This window comes from Paenarthrobacter sp. TE3676 (assembly GCF_056279165.1).
Map to the genome: position 1 here is coordinate 746,687 of NZ_JBWBQU010000001.1, position 18,213 is coordinate 764,899.

The 18,213-nt window shown below is 62.1% G+C and carries 13 protein-coding genes; 6 read left to right on the forward strand and 7 right to left on the reverse strand.

Going from position 1 to position 18,213, the window contains the following annotated elements; all coding sequences use genetic code 11:
• Positions 1-75 precede the first annotated feature (75 nt).
• The 3 genes from ACZ881_RS03620 to ACZ881_RS03630 are packed head-to-tail and all read right to left on the reverse strand — an operon-like array spanning position 76 to position 3,699.
• Positions 76-999, reverse strand: coding sequence for a MaoC/PaaZ C-terminal domain-containing protein (locus ACZ881_RS03620; RefSeq protein ID WP_476112577.1), 924 nt, complete (start codon positions 997-999; stop codon positions 76-78).
• Complete coding sequence (locus ACZ881_RS03625; protein WP_476112579.1) at positions 996-2,336, reverse strand: 3-oxoacyl-ACP reductase; 1,341 nt, start codon at positions 2,334-2,336, stop codon at positions 996-998. Before ACZ881_RS03625 ends, ACZ881_RS03620 begins: the two co-directional genes overlap by 4 nt.
• A gap of 10 nt (positions 2,337-2,346) precedes the next feature.
• Positions 2,347-3,699 (reverse strand): acetyl-CoA C-acetyltransferase, encoded by a 1,353-nt coding sequence (locus ACZ881_RS03630; protein ID WP_476112581.1) that lies wholly within the window; start codon positions 3,697-3,699, stop codon positions 2,347-2,349.
• Between ACZ881_RS03630 and ACZ881_RS03635 the strand changes: the two genes are divergently transcribed.
• The gene (locus ACZ881_RS03635) at positions 3,698-4,486 is read left to right on the forward strand and encodes a TetR family transcriptional regulator (RefSeq protein ID WP_476112583.1); all 789 of its coding nucleotides are present in this window, start codon (positions 3,698-3,700) and stop codon (positions 4,484-4,486) included. The two genes, ACZ881_RS03630 and ACZ881_RS03635, sit on opposite strands and share 2 nt — an antisense overlap.
• 46 nt (positions 4,487-4,532) lie before the next feature.
• Positions 4,533-6,632 carry an acyl-CoA dehydrogenase family protein gene (locus ACZ881_RS03640; RefSeq protein ID WP_364305135.1) on the forward strand — a complete coding sequence of 700 codons (2,100 nt, stop codon included), beginning with the start codon at positions 4,533-4,535 and terminating at the stop codon, positions 6,630-6,632.
• 119 nt (positions 6,633-6,751) lie between these two features.
• On the opposite strand, the gene glgA is transcribed toward ACZ881_RS03640, so the two are convergent.
• Complete coding sequence (glgA, locus tag ACZ881_RS03645; protein WP_476112586.1) at positions 6,752-7,948, reverse strand: glycogen synthase; 1,197 nt, start codon at positions 7,946-7,948, stop codon at positions 6,752-6,754.
• Between the two features lie 93 nt (positions 7,949-8,041).
• Here glgA and glgC point away from each other — a divergent pair, with 93 nt between their 5' ends.
• The gene (glgC, locus tag ACZ881_RS03650; RefSeq protein ID WP_208295846.1) at positions 8,042-9,454 is read left to right on the forward strand and encodes a glucose-1-phosphate adenylyltransferase; all 1,413 of its coding nucleotides are present in this window, start codon (positions 8,042-8,044) and stop codon (positions 9,452-9,454) included.
• Positions 9,455-9,527: 73 nt separating this feature from the next.
• Positions 9,528-10,979 carry an SDR family NAD(P)-dependent oxidoreductase gene (locus ACZ881_RS03655; RefSeq protein ID WP_091470692.1) on the forward strand — a complete coding sequence of 484 codons (1,452 nt, stop codon included), beginning with the start codon at positions 9,528-9,530 and terminating at the stop codon, positions 10,977-10,979.
• A 63-nt stretch (positions 10,980-11,042) separates the two neighbouring features.
• Here ACZ881_RS03655 and ACZ881_RS03660 read toward each other — a convergent pair whose 3' ends face one another.
• Genes ACZ881_RS03660 through ACZ881_RS03670 form a run of 3 tightly spaced genes read right to left on the reverse strand, consistent with a single transcriptional unit; the run spans position 11,043 to position 14,429 of the window.
• On the reverse strand, positions 11,043-11,894 hold the full coding sequence (locus ACZ881_RS03660) for a transglutaminase family protein (RefSeq protein ID WP_091470691.1): 852 nt from the start codon (positions 11,892-11,894) through the stop codon (positions 11,043-11,045).
• Positions 11,891-12,817, reverse strand: coding sequence for an alpha-E domain-containing protein (locus ACZ881_RS03665; protein WP_014921898.1), 927 nt, complete (start codon positions 12,815-12,817; stop codon positions 11,891-11,893). Before ACZ881_RS03665 ends, ACZ881_RS03660 begins: the two co-directional genes overlap by 4 nt.
• A gap of 55 nt (positions 12,818-12,872) precedes the next feature.
• Positions 12,873-14,429, reverse strand: coding sequence for a circularly permuted type 2 ATP-grasp protein (locus ACZ881_RS03670; RefSeq protein ID WP_091470688.1), 1,557 nt, complete (start codon positions 14,427-14,429; stop codon positions 12,873-12,875).
• A 110-nt stretch (positions 14,430-14,539) separates the two neighbouring features.
• Between ACZ881_RS03670 and ACZ881_RS03675 the strand changes: the two genes are divergently transcribed.
• A complete protein-coding gene (locus tag ACZ881_RS03675) occupies positions 14,540-15,589 on the forward strand; it encodes a YeiH family protein (RefSeq protein WP_476112590.1) in 1,050 nt (349 codons plus the stop codon).
• Between the two features lie 4 nt (positions 15,590-15,593).
• Positions 15,594-18,197: an aminopeptidase N gene (gene pepN / locus ACZ881_RS03680; protein WP_476112591.1), complete on the forward strand. Its 2,604-nt coding sequence runs from the start codon at positions 15,594-15,596 to the stop codon at positions 18,195-18,197.
• The last annotated feature ends 16 nt before the right edge of the window (positions 18,198-18,213 follow it).

Sequence of the window (18,213 nt, forward strand, 5' to 3'; positions counted from 1 at the left end):
TTCCTTACTTGTCGTTAACGAAGAAATGGCGGCAGTCACCTTCAGGTGGCTGCCGCCATTTCCCGTTGCGGCAGCTTATGCCAGAGCAACAACACTTCCGGCAAAGTGCCGCCTGCCGCTGCGGGGATTCCACGCAACGTAGTCCGAGCGCTCCCAACTTCCCGAATCCGCTTGCACCGTGGTGATGTCCAAGGCAACTCGCGCTGGAAGGAACACAGGGGCTTCGAAGGCAACGTCCCAGGTAAAGGAATCCGACTTCACGGCCCCGACGTCGGCAAGTGCACGCGAGGCCAGATACATTCCGTGCGCGATTGATCCCCGCAGTCCCAGGGCTTTGGCCGAAAGGACGCTCAAGTGGATCGGATTGAAATCGCCCGACACGGTAGCGTAGCTCCTTCCGGTATCCAGGCCGAGTTGCCACAGCGCAGTGGGATCAGGCGGCGAAAAGTCTCCGGCAAATGCGCCATTCGGGCTGCCTGGCTTGTCGATACCCGGCAGGAAGACACCTTTGGCTAAGTACGTGGACACGCCGCGCCACAATATGTCACCGCTGGAACCGGAACGGACCTCGGCCACTACATCCAGCTGGGTTCCGGCCCTGTGGCCGGCAAGGTTCTCCGCCCAGGAGCGGATGTCCAGTTGCTCGGAGAACTGGATGGGTGCCAGTTGTTCGATACGGTTCTTCAGATGAATCATGCCAAGAAGCGGCAGCGGAAAGTCTTCACGGTTCATGACGCTCATGGATACGGGAAAAGCCAAAGCATGAACGTAGCCGGCAGGGAGGGTGTCGCTGGCGGTCTCACCCACCAAATGTTGGTAGGCGGTCAGATTTTCGACGTCGGCCCGCACCCCCCTGACCTCGTGGCTGACCGCAGGAAGCCGCTTCTTCCCGGAGGATGCTCCCAGAACCCGACGGCGGGCTGCTGCGGTAGCGGCGTTGACATACAACTTGGAGAGCGACGGAAGCTCGCCAAGGACAACCGGCTGGGGATGGTTCATGCTCCCACCAGTTGTTGCCCGCACACGCGCAGTACCTCACCGGAGATTCCACCGGCAGAATCGCTGGAAAGGAACGCGATGGCCTCTGCCACATCCTGGGGCTGGCCGCCCTGCTTGAGGGAGTTGAGCCTGCGAGCCGCCTCGCGGATTGCGAAGGGCATCTTGGCCGTCATCTCAGTTTCGATGAAACCAGGAGCTACCGCGTTGATGGTCCCACCGAAAGGTTCCATCAGGGCAGCCGTGGATCTCACCATGCCAATGACACCACCCTTGGATGCGCCGTAATTGGTCTGGCCCCTGTTTCCGGCGATGCCACTTGTGGATGCGACTGACACAATGCGCGGCGATTCTTTGAAATGCTCCGACGCCAGAAGTGCCTCGTTGATTCTCAGCTGGGCCGCGATGTTGACGGCAATGACTGATTGCCAGCGGCCCTCGTCCATGTTGGCAAGCAGTCGATCACGGGTAATCCCTGCGTTGTGCACCACGATGTCGAGCCGGCCGTGGCGTTCCACGGCATGTTCGATGATGCGGTGTCCGGCGTCATCCCTGCTGATATCAAGCTGCAGGGCCGTCCCGCGTACCTCGTTGGCTACAGCTGCCAGGTGGTCCCCTGCAGCCGGGATGTCCACAGCCACGATCTTGGCCCCGTCGCGGTGCAGGGTACGGGCGATTGCTGCACCGATCCCCCGCGCTGCGCCGGTAACAACTGCTACTTTTCCGGCGAGCGGCTTGTCGGCGTCGTTCGGCAAGCTGCCTGCCGTTGAGTGGACGGTCAGGAACTGTCCATCCACATAAGCGGAGCGGCCCGAGAGGAAGAACCTCAGGGCCCCCAGTGCCGAAGGGCTGGTGGTCGCGAGCTGGCCATCCAGGAGAGTGCCGTTGGCCGTGGCCCCCGCGCGTAGTTCCTTGGCGAGAGACCGCAGGAATCCATCAATGCCCTGCCGCGCAGCAGCAGACGCCGGAGTCGGGGCTGACTGCGACGTCCGCGACATGGTGATGACACGGCCGTTGGGCGAGAGGTCCCGAAGGGATGCGCCAGCGGTAAGGACTGATTTTCCCAGGTCCCCGGGGTGCTGGACTGCATCAAGTACCAGGATGATTGCCCCAAGTTTCTCCTTGGGCAGCGCGTTGCGGCGGACGTCCAAACCCCAACCAAGCAGGGTGGTGGCAATGTCATCTGCCCCTGCACTGTCGCCACTGACCAAGACCGGGCCTGTGATGAGCGGTGCGCCGGGTTGGTGGCGTCGAAGCACCACGGGCTGGGGCAGGCCCAGCTTCTTGGCTACGTCCTTCCCCAGTCCCTGACTTACCAGCTGTGTGTACCTGTCTGTCATCGCACTCCCCCTACGCTGCTTCGAGAATCGCAACAACGCCCTGACCGCCGGCGGCGCACACGGAAATCAGGCCACGCGCAGGGCGGCCATTAACGGTGCCCTTCTCATGCAGCATCTTCGCAAGTGAAGCTACGATCCTGCCACCCGTGGCCGCAAACGGGTGGCCGGCAGCCAACGATGAGCCATTGACGTTGAGCTTGGCCCGGTCCACCTTTCCCAGTGCGCCGTCAAGTCCCAAGCGCGTCCGGCCGAACTCTTCGTCTTCCCACGCGGCCAAGGTACTGAGGACGGTTCCGGCGAAGGCTTCATGAATTTCGAAGAAGTCGATGTCCTCGAAAGTGAGGCCGTGCCGAGCCAGCAAGCGGGGAACCGCGAAGACCGGCGCCATGAGGAGGCCGTCCTTGCCGTGAACGAAGTCGACGGCGGCCGCTTCGCCGTCCAGGACTGTGGCGAGCTTCGGCAGCCCGTGGGCGTCTGCCCATTCTCCGGTAGCCAGGAGGACGGTTGATGCACCGTCTGTCAGGGGTGTGGAGTTGCCCGCGGTCATGGTTGCTTCGGAGCCAAGGTTCTTGCCGAAGACGGGCTTGAGGGTGGCGAGCTTCTCCAGCGTGGTGTCTGCACGCAGGTTGGAGTCCCGGTTAAGCCCGCGGTACGGGGTGATCAGGTCATCGAAGAAGCCCCGTTCGTAGGCGGCAGCCAGGTTGCGGTGGCTGTTAAAAGCAAGCTCGTCCTGCGCTTCCCGGGAGATTTTCCACTGCGCAGTAGTGAGGGCCTGATGTTCGCCCATGGACAGCCCTGTGCGGGGCTCACCGGTGTTGGGAGCATCGGGGGCCAGATCCTTGGGGCGGATCCGGCCGATGATCTTCAGCTTTTGCACGGTGGTCTTTGCCCGGTTCAGGTCAAGCAGTATTTCGCGCAATCCCTCACTGACGGCGATCGGGGCATCAGAGGCCGAGTCCACACCGCCGGCGATCCCTGAGTCGATTTGCCCCAACTTGATCTTATTGGACAACCCAAGAACGGTCTCCAATCCGGTTGCGCAGGCTTGTTGGAGGTCGTATGCAGGGGTTTCGGGCGACAAAGCCGAGCCGAGGACAGCTTCCCGTGTGAGGTTGAAGTCCCTTGAGTGCTTAAGCACTGCCCCGGCTGCGACCTCTCCGATGCGTTCGTCCTGGAGTCCGAACCTGGCCACCAGCCCCTCCAGGGCCGCGGTCAGCATGTCCTGGTTGGAGGACTTTACGTAGGCGCCGCCGGTTCTTGCGAACGGAATGCGGTTGCCGCCCACGATGACCGCCGAGCGTGTTGGTTGCGGGCCAGTGGTCGGTTCCAGGGGCCCGTCCGTAGTCACGTCTGCCGTAGCCATGCTTGTCTCCTTCGATCAATGCCAGTTACTGATACCCAGCGTACCTGATACGCTGGGTATCGTGAACAGTCGCGATGGAGAATCCGCCGGTGCCGCCGGCTCGGCACGGGTTGCAAGTGAAGTTCCCTTGGCCGGTGAAGCCGAAGCCATGGTTGATGGACGTGCGGCCCGATGGCAGTCCCATCGTGAGGAGCGCCGGCGTGAACTCATCAAAGCCGCGCGAAAGGCTGTTCATAGGCTCGGAAGTGAAGCCTCCATGGAGGACATAGCCGGCTCCGCGGGGACATCCAAATCGGTCTTCTATCGCTATTTCGGGGACAAAGCAGGTCTTCAGCAAGCCATGGGTGAAGTGGTGCTGGGGCAGATGCAACGCCGCATGCAGGAGGCCGCCCAATTGGCGCAAACCCCGCGGGAGGGACTCTTCGCCATGGTTTCCGCCTATCTGCAGATGGCCGAATCCAGCCCCAACGTATACGCCTTCATCACCCGGCTTACCCCCGGGGAGGCCTCGGCGCAGGACGCTATCGCGGCCTCAGGTGCCCTGGGTAACTTCTTCGAACAAATTACGGACATGATCGCGACTCCCATGCGGGAACACCTGGGCGAAGAGAAGGAATCGGTCATCGTTTACTGGCCTACGGCCGCTATCGGACTCGTGAGGAACGCCGGAGAAATGTGGCTGGGAAGTCCCGCCGGCAGGACTAAGCCCGATCAGGCAACCATGGCCGGGCAGATCACGGATTGGCTGTGCCTCGGCATCGCCCCGGAGCTCAAAAGCAGCACGTGAGACCAGCAATGACTCATCAGTTGTCGGAACCAAAGAAGGAAGCAACATGACTGAAGTAGTGGATCGGGCCTCATCCGCCCAGCAACCCGCCGGCCGCAAAGAGGCTGCCTCTGGCGCAGACCCGGTGGTCGACGTCGCCGCCCTCGGGGAGCAGCTCCTCGGAAAATGGGCCCATATCCGCCACGAAGCCCGCAAGGTGGCAGGCAATCCAGTGGTGCAAAAGATCGAGGGCCTGCACCACACCGAGCATCGTGCACGGGTGTTTGAGCAGTTGAAGTTCCTGGTGGATAACAACACCGTCCACCGCGCCTTCCCAACCAGGCTGGGCGGCTCCGACGATCACGGCGGCAACATCGCCGGTTTCGAAGAGATCGTTACAGCCGACCCCTCCCTTCAGATCAAGGCCGGCGTCCAGTGGGGCCTCTTCGGCTCCGCTGTCATGCACCTCGGCACGGCGGAACATCAGGACAAGTGGCTCCCCGGCATCATGAGCCTGGAGATCCCGGGCTGCTTTGCCATGACGGAAACCGGCCACGGCTCCGACGTCGCCAGCATTGCCACCACGGCTACGTACGACGAAGCGAGCCAGGAATTCGTCATCACCACACCCTTCCGTGCGGCATGGAAGGACTACATTGGCAATGCAGCCAACGACGGCCTGGCCGCCGTGGTGTTCGCCCAGCTGATCACCAAGAACGTCAATCACGGCGTCCACGCCTTCTATGTGGAACTCCGCGATCCTGTCACCAAGGAATTTCTCCCGGGCATCGGCGGTGAAGATGACGGCATCAAGGGTGGACTGAACGGCATTGACAACGGCCGATTGCACTTCACGGACGTACGCATTCCCCGGACCAACCTCCTGAACCGCTACGGCGACGTCGCTCAGGACGGCACGTACTCCTCCACCATTGAGAGCCCGGGACGCCGCTTCTTCACCATGCTCGGCACTCTGGTCCAAGGCCGTGTTTCCCTCGACGGAGCCGCTGTGGCCGCGAGCAAGGTGGCCCTCAAGACAGCTATTCAGTACGCCACCGAGCGTCGGCAGTTCAATGCTTCGTCCAGCACCGATGAAGAGGTCCTGCTGGACTATCAGCGGCACCAGCGCCGGTTGTTCACCCGCTTGGCCACCACTTACGCGGCCAGCTTCGCCCACGAACAGCTCCTGCAGAAATTCGACGACGTCTTCTCCGGCGCACACGATACAGATGCCGACCGACAGGACCTGGAAACGCTGGCGGCCGCGCTCAAGCCCCTTAGCACCTGGCATGCCTTGGACACTTTGCAGGAGTGCCGCGAAGCGTGTGGCGGAGCCGGCTTCCTGATCGAGAACCGCTTTGCCTCCTTGCGTGCGGACCTCGACGTGTATGTCACGTTTGAAGGTGATAACACCGTGCTGCTGCAGCTGGTAGCCAAGCGGCTCCTGGCTGACTACGCCAAGGAATTCCGGAGCGCCGATTTTGGTGTTCTTGCCCGTTATGTAGTTGATCAGGCCGCCGGTGTGGCTCTGCACCGGACGGGCCTCCGGCAGGTTGCCCAGTTCGTGGCTGATACCGGCTCGGTCCAGAAGGCGGCTTTGGCATTGCGGGACGAGGAAGGCCAGCGCACGCTCTTGGCTGACCGCGTTCAGTCAATGGTCGCCGACGTCGGTGCTGCACTGAAGGGAGCCAACAAGCTTCCACAGCACCAGGCCGCAGCCCTGTTCAACCAGCACCAACACGAACTCATCGAAGCGGCCCAGGCCCATGCGGAACTTCTTCAGTGGGAGGCCTTCACAGAGGCCCTCACCCATGTATCGGATGAGGGAACCAAGCGCGTCTTGACCTGGCTGCGGGACCTGTTCGGCTTGTCCCTGATCGAGAAGCATCTCTCCTGGTACCTGATGAACGGAAGGCTCTCGATGCAGCGTGGCCGCACCGTGGGCACCTACATCAACCGGCTCCTGGTCAAGATCCGTCCCCACGCCGTAGACCTCGTGGACGCCTTCGGCTACGGCCCGGAGCATCTTCGCGCCTCCATCGCTACCGGCGCAGAAGCCGTCCGGCAGGATGAGGCGCGCGAGCACTTCCGCGAGCTGCGGGCCAACGGCAACGCCCCCGCGGACGAGAAAACGCTCCTGGCGCTGAAGGCATCCAAGGCCCGTTAGCAGGAGTTCGCTGCCACGCGGTGAACAATTGCGGAACTCTTGAAAACCTCGACGGCGCCGTCCCCACCAAAAGGGGGCGGCGCCGTCGTGGTTTGGCCTGCTACCGGGAGGCTAGGGATCTAGCGCAGGACTGATCGGTAGACCTCAAGGGTTGTTTCGGTGATGGACTCCCAGGAGAAGTGTTCTTCCGCACGGCGTCGTCCAGCAATGCCCATCTCACGGGCGCGCGCAGGATCGGCCACTACCTCGTTCAGGGCTGCAGCGAAGTCGCTGACGAACTTCCCGGGATCCAACGGCGTCCCGGTCCCGTCAGTGACCTGCTCCAGTTGGACGAGGAGCCCGGTTTCGCCATGCCGGACCACTTCCGGAATGCCGCCTGTGGCACTGGCCACCACTGCGGCACCACAGGCCATGGCTTCGAGGTTCACGATGCCCAGGGGCTCGTAAATCGAGGGGCAGGCAAACGCGGTGGCATGGCTGAGGACCTGGATAAGCTCCTTCCGGGGCAGCATCCGCTCGATGAGGATGACACCCTCCCGCTTTGCCTGCAGTTCCTCAATAAGGCGTGCAGTTTCAGCGGCAAGTTCGGGAGTGTCCGCAGCCCCGAGGCACAGCACCAATTGGACATCTTCGGGCAGGCTTGACGCGGCACGGAGCAGGTACGGCACACCCTTCTGGCGGGTGTTGCGGCCCACGAAGACCACGCTGGGCTTGGCGGGATCGATACCAAGCGCGCGGATCGCATCATCCTCTTCATCACGCTCCCATAGGGAGACATCGATGCCGTTGTGGACCACGCGAACCTTGTCCGGATCCACGTTGGGGTAGCTGCGGAGGATGTCCTGACGCATGCCATCGGAGACGGCAATGATAGCGGCGGCTGCCTCGTACGCTGTCTTCTCCACCCAGGAGGACAGGGCATAGCCGCCCCCAAGCTGCTCGGCCTTCCATGGACGCAGGGGCTCCAGGCTGTGGGCGCTGAGCACGTGCGGAATGCCGTGCAGCAGCGACGCGAGGTGGCCGGCCATGTTGGCGTACCAGGTGTGCGAGTGGACAACGTCCGCTCCCGCAATGTCCGGAACTATCCTCAGGTCCACGCCGAGGGTCTGGATGGCGGCGTTGGCTTCGCCGAGGTCTTCGGGCGTGGCGTAGGACGCCACGGAAGCCCCATGATAGTCGGCATCACGGGGCGCGCCGAACGCCCTGACATGAAGGTCGACGTGCTTTGCCAGCACCCGGCTGAGCTCGGCAACGTGGACACCGGCACCGCCATAAATTTCCGGAGGGAATTCTTTAGTCACAATGTCTATTCGCACGCTAACCAACGTAGTCGTTCCGGCGTATGTGTTCTAGTGTGAAAGAGTCCGGAAAATCGGACTTTTGGGGGATACGAAGACGTACGGGGAGCTGTGACCATGGCGTTGAAGAAAGTTTTGGCAATCGTATTGGCAGGCGGAGAAGGCAACCGACTCATGCCGCTGACGGCGGATCGGGCCAAGCCCGCGGTTCCGTTCGCAGGCGGCTACAGGTTAATTGACTTTGCACTATCCAATCTCGTTAATTCGGGATATTTGAAAATCGTCGTGCTGACGCAGTACAAATCGCACAGCCTTGACCGGCACATCTCTGAAACCTGGCGTATGTCCACGCAACTGGGCCGCTATGTGGCTTCTGTTCCGGCGCAGCAGCGCGTGGGCAAGAGCTGGTTCCTTGGCAGTGCCAACGCAATTTATCAATCGCTGAACCTCATCCATGACGACGCCCCGGACATCGTGGTAGTGGTCGGCGCTGATCACGTGTACCGCATGGACTTCTCCCAAATGGTGGAGCAGCACATTGCCAGCGGGGCCAAAGCGACAGTTGCTGCAGTGCGGCAGCCACTGAACATGGCCAACCAGTTCGGTGTGATCGAGGTAGACCAGAACGATCCCCAAAAAATTGCGGCCTTCGTGGAAAAGCCGGCCAGCACCCCCGGACTGGCAGCCGACCCCACGCAGTTCCTCGCCTCCATGGGCAACTACGTCTTTAATGCGGACGCCCTCGTTGAAGCCTTGCACGTGGACGCGGAAAGACTTGATACCAAACACGATATGGGCGGGGACATCATTCCCTACTTTGTGGACCAGGGCGAAGCCGGCGTGTACGACTTCACGCTCAACGACATCCCAGGCGCCACCGAGCGCGACCGGACCTACTGGCGCGACGTCGGTACCATCGACTCGTTCTACGACGCACACATGGACCTCATCTCCCCCGTGCCGATCTTCAACCTCTACAACTCCGAGTGGCCGATCTACACCCGCCAGAGCATCTCGCCCCCTGCAAAGTTTGTCCGTGGCGAGAACAACACGGTCGGAACGGCCCTCGATTCCATCGTTGCCAGCGGCGTGGTGGTTTCCGGTGGCATCGTTGAAGGGTCCGTAATCTCCAACGACGCCTATGTGGCGGCCGGCAGCCGTGTCCAGGACTCTGTGTTGATGGATAAGGTCCGTGTCGGCGAAGGTGCCGTGATCAAGCGGGCAATCCTTGACAAGAACGTCAAGGTCCCCGCCGGCGCGGCCATCGGTTTGGACCCTGCCTTGGATAAGGCGCGGGGCTACAAGGTCACTGAGTCGGGCATTACCGTGCTTGCGAAGGGCCAGGTTGTTCCGGAGCCCGGCGAGGCAGAGCTGGCGCTTTCGGCGCAACATCGCCGTGGGCTGCCGGAAGCTGTCAAGGCGGCCACCCATGATGATCCCGACATCCGTGACTCCGCCGAAAAGGTAGCGGCGGGCATCCAGTCACGCGTGGCCGACGCCGCGGCCCAGGGTGCCTCACATTAGCCCGAACGTACCCGGCTGACGATGGCAGAACCCGAGGCAGGCCTCAGGCTCCCAAGGCTGTAAAATCAGGTCAATGAGCTCCACCGATCTGACGCCTGAAGAGATCCAGGCCTGCCTCAAGGTTCTGACCACGATCCACGTCTACGACGAAGAGCACCCGGACTACGTTGCTGTCCGCCGTGCCACCGGCAAGATGTTCAAAGCCGTCAAACGCCACCGCCGTGTCACCAAACGCGACTCCATCGCCGAGGCTGACCGGGCTGTCCTCGCTCTGACGGCTACCGCCGCGCCGGATCGCATTGACGACGAAACCCGCGGCAACAAGCTGGAGCCTTCAGCCACTGGCGAGATCGCCGGGCACCTCATCCGGTCGCGTCCCTGCTATATCTGCAAGAAGCACTACACGCAGGTTGACGCCTTCTACCACCAACTCTGCCCTGAATGCGCGGCCTTCAGCCACAGCAAGCGCGATGCGCGCACGGACCTCACGGGACGCAGGGCATTGCTGACCGGCGGACGCGCCAAGATCGGCATGTACATTGCGTTGCGCCTGCTCAGGGATGGCGCCCACACCACCATCACTACCCGTTTCCCCAAGGACGCCGCGCGGCGCTTTGCTGCCATGGAAGACAGCGGAGAGTGGCTCCACCGGCTCAGGATTGTTGGCATAGACCTCCGTGACCCGGCACAAGTCATGGCCTTGACCGACTCGCTCAACGAGGCCGGCCCGTTGGACATCATCATCAACAACGCAGCTCAGACCGTCCGGCGCTCCGGCAACGCTTACAAGCCCTTGGTCGACGCAGAGGACGAGCCACTGCCTGCGGCCCTTGAAGCTGCCAACGGTGGCCCCGAGCTGGTGACCTTTGGTCATGCGCATGACAAGCACCCGCTTGCCCTCGCCAGCAGCGTCACCGAGCACCCGGTCCTGGCGGGCGACGCGATCACCTCGCTGGCGCTCTCCACCGGCTCTGCATCATTGGAGCGTATTGAGTCAGGAACGGCGATCGACGCCGGTGGCTTGGTTCCGGACCTCGCGTCCATCAACAGCTGGACCCAGGTGGTGGACGAGGTGGATCCATTGGAGATGCTCGAAGTTCAGCTCTGCAACGTCACGGCACCCTTCCTGCTGGTAAGCCGCCTTCGCGATGCCATGAAGCGATCCACGGCCCACAGGAAGTACATTGTCAACGTCTCAGCCATGGAAGGGCAGTTCTCCCGTGCCTACAAGGGCCCCGGACACCCCCACACCAACATGGCCAAGGCCGCGCTTAATATGATGACCCGGACCAGCGCACAGGAAATGCTGGATGCCGATGGCATTCTCATGACCGCAGTTGATACCGGATGGATCACTGACGAACGGCCGCACTACACCAAAGTCCGGCTCATGGAAGAAGGATTCCATGCTCCGTTGGACTTGGTGGACGGCGCCGCGCGTGTCTACGACCCCATTGTGATGGGCGAAAAGGGCGAGGACCAGTACGGTGTCTTCCTCAAGGACTACAAGCCCTCCCCCTGGTAGAAAGTTTGAGTACAGATAAGGCCCTTAAGATCTACTCTTAAGGGCCTTATCTGTACAAAATACTTATGCGAGGCGGGTGATCTCCACTGAAACGGAGAGCCCCGAGCCGCCTCCACCGGACAGTATTCCCTTCAGCGGGGGAACATCGCGATAGTCGCGGCCTCGAGCCACTGTGACATGGTAGTCACCTGCCGGCTTGTGGTTGGTGGGGTCCCAGCTTCGCCATTCGCCATCCCACCATTCCAGCCAGGCGTGGGATTGTCCGGCAACAGTTTCGCCGATGTCCGCCGAGGAGCGGGGGTGGATGTATCCCGAAACGTAACGGGCAGGAATGCCACTGCAGCGCAAGGCGCCGATGGCCAGGTGGGCCAGGTCCTGGCATACTCCCTGACGCTGGGACCACGCCTGTTCGGCATTCGTGGTGACCCCCGTGGTGCCCTTCATGTAGGTCATCTCGCCGGCCATCCACGCAAAGACTGCCATTGCCGCCTCGTGGGGGTTCTTTCCCTTGACGATATCCGGGATGATCTCCAGGACTTCCTCACCAGGCCCGCTGAGCCGGGATTGGGGCAACCAGTCGCTGAATTCGTCCTGGACCTTCTCCGAAGCTATGACGTCCCATCCCACAATGTCGTCCTCGGTTGCCACCCGTTCGGTGCGGTGCACTTCAACGGTGGCCGTCGCAAGGACCTCAAGGCTCTCATGTGGCATCTGCATATCGAACGCAGTGACCCGCGTTCCCCAGTAATCACGGTAGTTACTGACAGAGGCTTGGTTGGGTGAGACCTTCAGCGAGGCCTCGAGGACAACTTGCTGACCGTCAGTCAGCGGAGTCATCCGGGCCTCGTTGTAGGACAAGGTCACGCGGCGATTGTACTTATAGGCAGTCTTGTGAACGATGCTCAGCCGGGTCATGAAACTTCTCCCACCCAGGCGTGCTCATCAGCCTGATTGAAGTACTTACGGGAAATTGCGTCCGAGGCCTGCGTCACGGCCTTCTGCACACGTTCCATGTGTTCAGGCAGTTCGGACATGAGGTCGTCTGTGCGGTGGAACTCAAGGAAGGTTCGGGCCTGGCCCACAATTCGGCGGGCGTCGTTGATGAATCCCACGCGCTGCGCCGACGGATCCAGCTTGGCGAGGCACTCGTCGGCATCGCGCAACGCATAGACAATCGAGCGCGGGAACAACCGGTCCAACAGCAGGAACTCCGCCGCGTGCTGGTCCCCGAACGCTGCCCTGCGGGTACGGATGAAGGACTCATAAGCTCCCGCACACCGCAGCATGTTGACCCACGACATTCCAGCGGACTGAACGTCGCGTGTGGACAACATGCGGGCAGTCATATCGGCCCTTTCCAAGGAGCGGCCGAGCACCATGAACAACCAGCTCTCGTCGTGGCTGACCGTAGTGTCCGCGAGACCGCGGACCATGGCGGTCCGCTCCAAAACCCAGTTGCAGAAACGGTAGGTTCCCACAACGTCCTTGCGGTGTTGGTTGAGGCCGTAATACGTGGTGTTGAGGCTTTCCCAGAGGGACTGGGAGACAGTTTCGCGCGCCCGTCGGGCATTCTCGCGGGCTGCACCCAATGAACCTGCTATGGATGACGCGCTGTGCTTGTCATAGGCCAGGGCGTGCAGGAGCTCGGGAAGGCCGAAGTCTTCGCTTTGCGGCTTCGCTCCCATCACGGCGAGGAGCTCCCGGGCGACGCTGCGCTGTTCCTCCAGGGGCAGGTGGTTCAGGCGCTCAAGGTGCACATCCAAAATCCTGGAAGTACCGTCGGCGCGCTCTACGTAGCGTCCAATCCAGAAGAGTGACTCAGCAATGCGGCTCAGCATGGAACTGCCTCCTTCGCGTGGTGCATGTCGAAGTTTAAGTGTTGGTGGAGCGTGTTCACTGCTGCTGCTCCGTTTGGCGGTCCCGCCAGTTGCTTTCAACCGGCCACACGGATACTTGCTCGCGGACCGTCACGGATTGGCGTGGAATCACTTCGGCCGGCAGTTGCGGGGAATCGGCCAAAACCCATGTGTCCTTGGAACCGCCGCCTTGGCTGGAGTTCACTATCAAGGACCCTTCCTTGAGCGCCACCCGGGTGAGGCCTCCGGGCAGGACCCAGACGTCGTCGCCGTCGTTGACTGCGAAAGGACGCAGGTCCACGTGGCGGGGGCCGAACTTGTCTCCGGAGAGTGTCGGCACCGTGGAGAGCTGCAGGACCGGCTGTGCGATCCATCCACGGGGATCGGCGATGACCCGTTTGCGCAGGGCGTCGAGTTCGTCCTTCGTGGCGTCCGGCCCGATGACCAATCCCTTACCACCCGACCCGTCCACGGGCTTGACCACCAGCTCGTCGAGGCGGTCCAGAACATGCTCCCGGGCTTCCTTTTCCTCAAGCCGGAAAGTGTCGACGTTGGCGATGATCGGCTCTTCGTGGAGGTAGTACCGGATGAGGTCAGGCACGTAACTGTACACGAGCTTGTCGTCGGCTACGCCGTTGCCCACAGCGTTGGCGATGGTCACTCCCCCGGCGCGGGCGGCGTTGACCAATCCCGGGCAGCCGAGCATGGAGTCCGAACGGAACTGCAGTGGATCCAGGAAGTCGTCATCGATGCGTTTGTAGATGACATCCACGCGCTGTTCACCCGCTGTGGTTCGCATGTACACGCGGTTGCCACGGCAGATGAGGTCCCGGCCTTCCACCAACTCCACGCCCATAAGCCCTGCAAGGAGGGTGTGTTCAAAGTAAGCGCTGTTGAAGACGCCCGGCGTCAGGACAACAACGGTGGGATCGTCCACGCCTGAGGGAGCGGTCTTGCGCAGTGCAGAGAGGAGTCGGCGGGGGTACTCCTCCACAGGCCGGATGTGCTGCTGGCCGAAAGCCTCAGGCAAACCCTTGGCCATGGCCCGGCGGTTCTCCAAAACGTAGCTGACACCCGAAGGTACGCGGACGTTGTCTTCCAGCACGCGGAAGGTTCCAGCTGCATCCCGGACGACGTCAATGCCCGAAACATGGACACGAACACCACCTGAGGGCTCGAAACCGTGGACCGCGCGGTGGAAATGTGCACTGGTGGTCACAAGCTGCCGCGGAATCACGCCATCGGTGACTACGGCCATCCGCCCATAGACATCGTTCAGGAATGCTTCAAGGGCTTTGACGCGCTGGGCAACGCCGCGCTCCAGTACATCCCACTCGTCGGCGGGAATGACGCGCGGGACAATGTCCAGGGGAAATGGCCGCTCCTCCCCCGCGTAGTCGAACGTCACGCCGCGGTCCAGGAAAGTTCGGGCCATGGAATCCGCCCGGGCGGTGACATCCGCCAGGGAAAGCTCGCGGAGAGCCCCGGAAACCTGACCATAGGATCTTCTGGCAACGTGGCCCTGGGCAAACATCTCGTCATAGGCACCGCTGCGCGCGGCGGCCTCGGAGTAATCCTGAAATAGGTCAGACATGGGATTCAGGTAATCACCTTTTTGAGTCGAGCGCATTTCGCGCTGGTTGTGTGGCCGTTTCCGGGCACTCCCGGTTCGCCTTCCGTGTCCCCATCCGGCAGGGTTGAGGCATGCCCTTCAACAGTCTTGCGCCCCAGTTGTCCCGGCTGGGGCCCGGGTTGGTCCTGAGCATCGTCGCAACGGGTCTTGCCTTCGCCATCCACACTGTCTTTCCGGTGGTTCCGGCCATGACACTTGCTGTTGCCTTGGGCCTGCTTTCAGCCAATATACCGGGCACTGCCGTGTTGACCGCGGGGCGCGCCCGGCCAGGCCTGGACTTCGCTGGAAAGCACCTCATGCGTGCCGGCATCGTGCTTTTGGGCCTCAAGGTCAGCATCGGCGACGTCCTTGGCCTGGGTTGGTTATCCCTACTGCTGATCGCAGGTGTTGTCCTGGTGAGCTTCGCGGGAACTTATGGGCTGGCGCGTCTGCTGCGCCTCCCCGGAGAAGCCGCCCTCCTTATCGCCACGGGCTTTTCCATCTGCGGAGCCTCCGCGATTGGCGCAATGGCAGCTGTGCGCCGTATCAAGCATCAAGACACCGTGCTCCCCGTAGCGCTGGTGACACTGTGCGGAACCCTTGCCATTGGTGTACTCCCACTTCTCATGCACCCGTTGAACCTTAATCCCGAACAGTTCGGGGCCTGGACCGGCGCATCAGTGCACGACGTCGGCCAGGTGGTGGCCACGGCACAAACCGCAGGTACCTCGGCGCTGGCGATCGCCGTCGTCGTGAAATTGACCCGGGTGGTCCTGCTGGCGCCTGTTGCAGCAGCAGCCGGGGTCCACCAGCGGATTCTCCAAGTGAGGGAACGCAGCAACGGGACGGGTGGCGCCGCCAACGGCGTTGACGGACGGTTCCCGCCGATTGTTCCGCTGTTCGTCATCGGCTTCCTGTCCATGGTGGCCCTCCGATCCTTGGGTTGGGCACCGGCGGCGGGACTGGAGATCGCGGCGGCTATTCAGGACATCCTCTTGGCGACGGCGCTGTTCGGGCTTGGTTCGGCGGTGCGGGTCCGCACCCTGATTCACACGGGAGGGCGAGCAATTCTGGTGGCCTTGGGGTCCTGGCTCCTCATCGCATCGTTGGGCCTGGGGGCCGCGTGGATCATGATTAGATAGCTGTGTGTCGAATCACAATCTGTCGCGCGATGAAGCCGCTACCCGTTCAGCCCTGATCACCACCCACAGCTACGACGTCACCCTCGATGTCCGCGACGCAGCAGATCCTGCCGTCGCCGGATACGCGAGCACCAGTACCATCACCTTCTCAGCGGACTCCGGCACCGCCACTTTCCTGGATTTCATCAGCGGCGGCGTGGATTCCGTGGTGTTGAACGGCCGGTCGCTCGACGTTGGATCAGTGGTGGACCGCGACAGGATCATCCTGGAAGGTCTCGAAGCCGAAAACATGGTGACTGTGACCGGGACGGCGCTCTACAGCCGCTCCGGGGAGGGCATGCACCGCTTTGTGGATCCCGCCGATGGTGAATGCTATCTCTACACGCAATATGAACCGGCGGACAGCCGCCGCGTCTTCGCCAATTTCGAGCAGCCCGACCTCAAAGCTGAATTTACGTTCCACGTGATCGCTCCCGCTGCCTGGGAAGTCGCCTCCAACGGAGTGGAAGAAGCCCGCACGCCTGTGCCGGGCGATCCTCGTGCCGCGCAATGGGATTTCGCCACCACCAAGCGAATGTCCACTTACATCACTACTGTGCTCGCCGGCCCTTACTTCAAGGCCGAAGATCACTGGGGAGCAAAGCTCGACGACGGCACCCGCCTTGACGTCCCGCTGGCACTTTTCTGCCGGGCCTCCTTGGCAGGCTCATTCGACGCCGGCGAGTTGTTCCGGCTGACCAAGAGTGGACTGGCATTCTTCAACGAGCTTTTCGCCTACCCCTACCCATGGGGCAAGTATGATCAGGCGTTTGTGCCTGAATACAACCTCGGAGCCATGGAGAATCCCGGGCTGGTGACGTTCACGGAGAAGTACGTCTACGCTTCCCGCGCTACGGATGCCCAGTATCAAGCCCGATCCAATACGCTGATGCACGAGATGGCCCACATGTGGTTCGGCGACCTCGTGACCATGAACTGGTGGGATGATCTCTGGCTCAAGGAGTCATTCGCGGACTACATGGGAACCCTGGGTGTAGACCGGGCTACGGATTGGGACACTGCATGGGTGAATTTCGCCAGCAAGCGTAAAGCCTGGGCTTATGTGCAGGACCAACTGCCCACAACGCACCCGATCGTCGCGGACATTCCTGACCTCGAGGCCGCCAAGCAGAACTTTGACGGCATCACCTATGCCAAGGGCGCCTCTGTTTTGAAACAGTTGGTCGCCTATGTTGGCTTTGATGCTTTCATTGCGGGGTCCCGTCAGTATTTTCGGGATCACGAATTTGCCAATACATCCCTTCAGGACCTCCTTCAGGCGCTCAGCGTTGCCTCGGGCAGGGATCTCGCCGACTGGGCACGCCAATGGTTGCAGACATCGGGCATCTCCACTGTTGCCGCTGAGATCGTGGAAGACGATGGGGTCCTCGGCGCCGTCACCCTCCAACAAGAGGCCATCGATCCCCTGACCGGCCACCAGGAGCTCCGTCCGCACCGCATGCGGTTGGGCTTGTATGACACCGACTCCACTGGTGCCTTGGTGAGGACTGAAAGCATCGACGTGGACGTCGCCGGCCCAAGCACGCTGGTGACTGCTCTGAACGGAAAGCGCCGGCCAGCGCTGCTGCTGGTCAATGATGACGACCTGAGCTACGTCAAAGTGCGGCTGGACCCCGAGTCCGAACACACAGTGCGGACCTCCCTGGATAAGATTTCGGATCCCATGGCCCGCGCCCTCTGCTGGACCGCGCTCTGGGATTCGGCCCGGGACGGAGTTACCCCAGCGGCCCGCTACGTGTCCGCCGTCGAGCAGTTCGCGACTTCCGAAACGGGCATAGGTGTCCTGCTGAACGTGTTGGGCAATGCTGCCAGCGCCATCGAGCGTTATGTAGCCTCGGAGACTCGCGAAGCCGTGCGAAAAGAGTTCCTGGCGGTGGCTGCTGAGCAGTTGATGGCTGCTGCTCCCGGCTCAGACTCCCAGCTGGCCTGGGCCAGGACCTTGGCCGACGTCTCCAGGCATGGTGACAGCCAGCTGACCCTCGTTCGGGGAGTCCTGGAGGGCAGCACCGTGGTGGAGGGCCTTGCCGTGGACGCCGAACTACGATGGAGCCTCTGGCAGGCGCTGGCGGCCCACGGGCAAGCGACCCTGGCCGAACTGGACCACGAGCTTGAGGCTGATAAGACAGCATCGGGCAGGGAGGGGCATGCCCTTGCCTCAGCGGCCCGACCGGACGCATCAGTCAAGGCAGCTGCCTGGGATTCCGCGGTCAACAGCACAGGCCTTTCCAACGAGATCCTCAGTGCCACGATCGCCGGCTTTGTTACGGCTCCCGGAGACCTACTGGAACGCTACGTCGAGCCCTACTTCGAGTGCCTTGAGCGTGTTTGGTCCGAACGCAGTATTGAAATCGCGGGCCGGATTGTCCGTGGCCTCTTCCCCGGAGCCCAGGACCTGCCAGAAGGCGTGCGGCCTGCTGATCACCCGGTACTGGTGCGTGCCGACCATTGGCTTCGTGACCACGATGGAGCTCCCCGCGCCCTGCGCCGCATCATCATCGAGCAACGGAGCCACCTGTTGCGGGCGTTGACGGCGCAAGCGGCCGGCTGACCGCGAAGGACAGCCG

Coding starts and splice junctions, on each gene's coding strand:
- ACZ881_RS03625 (WP_476112579.1), bottom strand. CDS start 2,336: ATGACAGACAGGTACACACAGCTGGTAAGTCAGGGACTGGGGAAGGAC.
- ACZ881_RS03670 (WP_091470688.1), bottom strand. CDS start 14,429: ATGTCTGACCTATTTCAGGATTACTCCGAGGCCGCCGCGCGCAGCGGT.
- ACZ881_RS03660 (WP_091470691.1), bottom strand. CDS start 11,894: ATGACCCGGCTGAGCATCGTTCACAAGACTGCCTATAAGTACAATCGC.
- ACZ881_RS03640 (WP_364305135.1), top strand. CDS start 4,533: ATGACTGAAGTAGTGGATCGGGCCTCATCCGCCCAGCAACCCGCCGGC.
- ACZ881_RS03635 (WP_476112583.1), top strand. CDS start 3,698: ATGCTTGTCTCCTTCGATCAATGCCAGTTACTGATACCCAGCGTACCT.
- ACZ881_RS03655 (WP_091470692.1), top strand. CDS start 9,528: ATGAGCTCCACCGATCTGACGCCTGAAGAGATCCAGGCCTGCCTCAAG.
- ACZ881_RS03665 (WP_014921898.1), bottom strand. CDS start 12,817: ATGCTGAGCCGCATTGCTGAGTCACTCTTCTGGATTGGACGCTACGTA.
- ACZ881_RS03675 (WP_476112590.1), top strand. CDS start 14,540: ATGCCCTTCAACAGTCTTGCGCCCCAGTTGTCCCGGCTGGGGCCCGGG.
- ACZ881_RS03630 (WP_476112581.1), bottom strand. CDS start 3,699: ATGGCTACGGCAGACGTGACTACGGACGGGCCCCTGGAACCGACCACT.
- ACZ881_RS03620 (WP_476112577.1), bottom strand. CDS start 999: ATGAACCATCCCCAGCCGGTTGTCCTTGGCGAGCTTCCGTCGCTCTCC.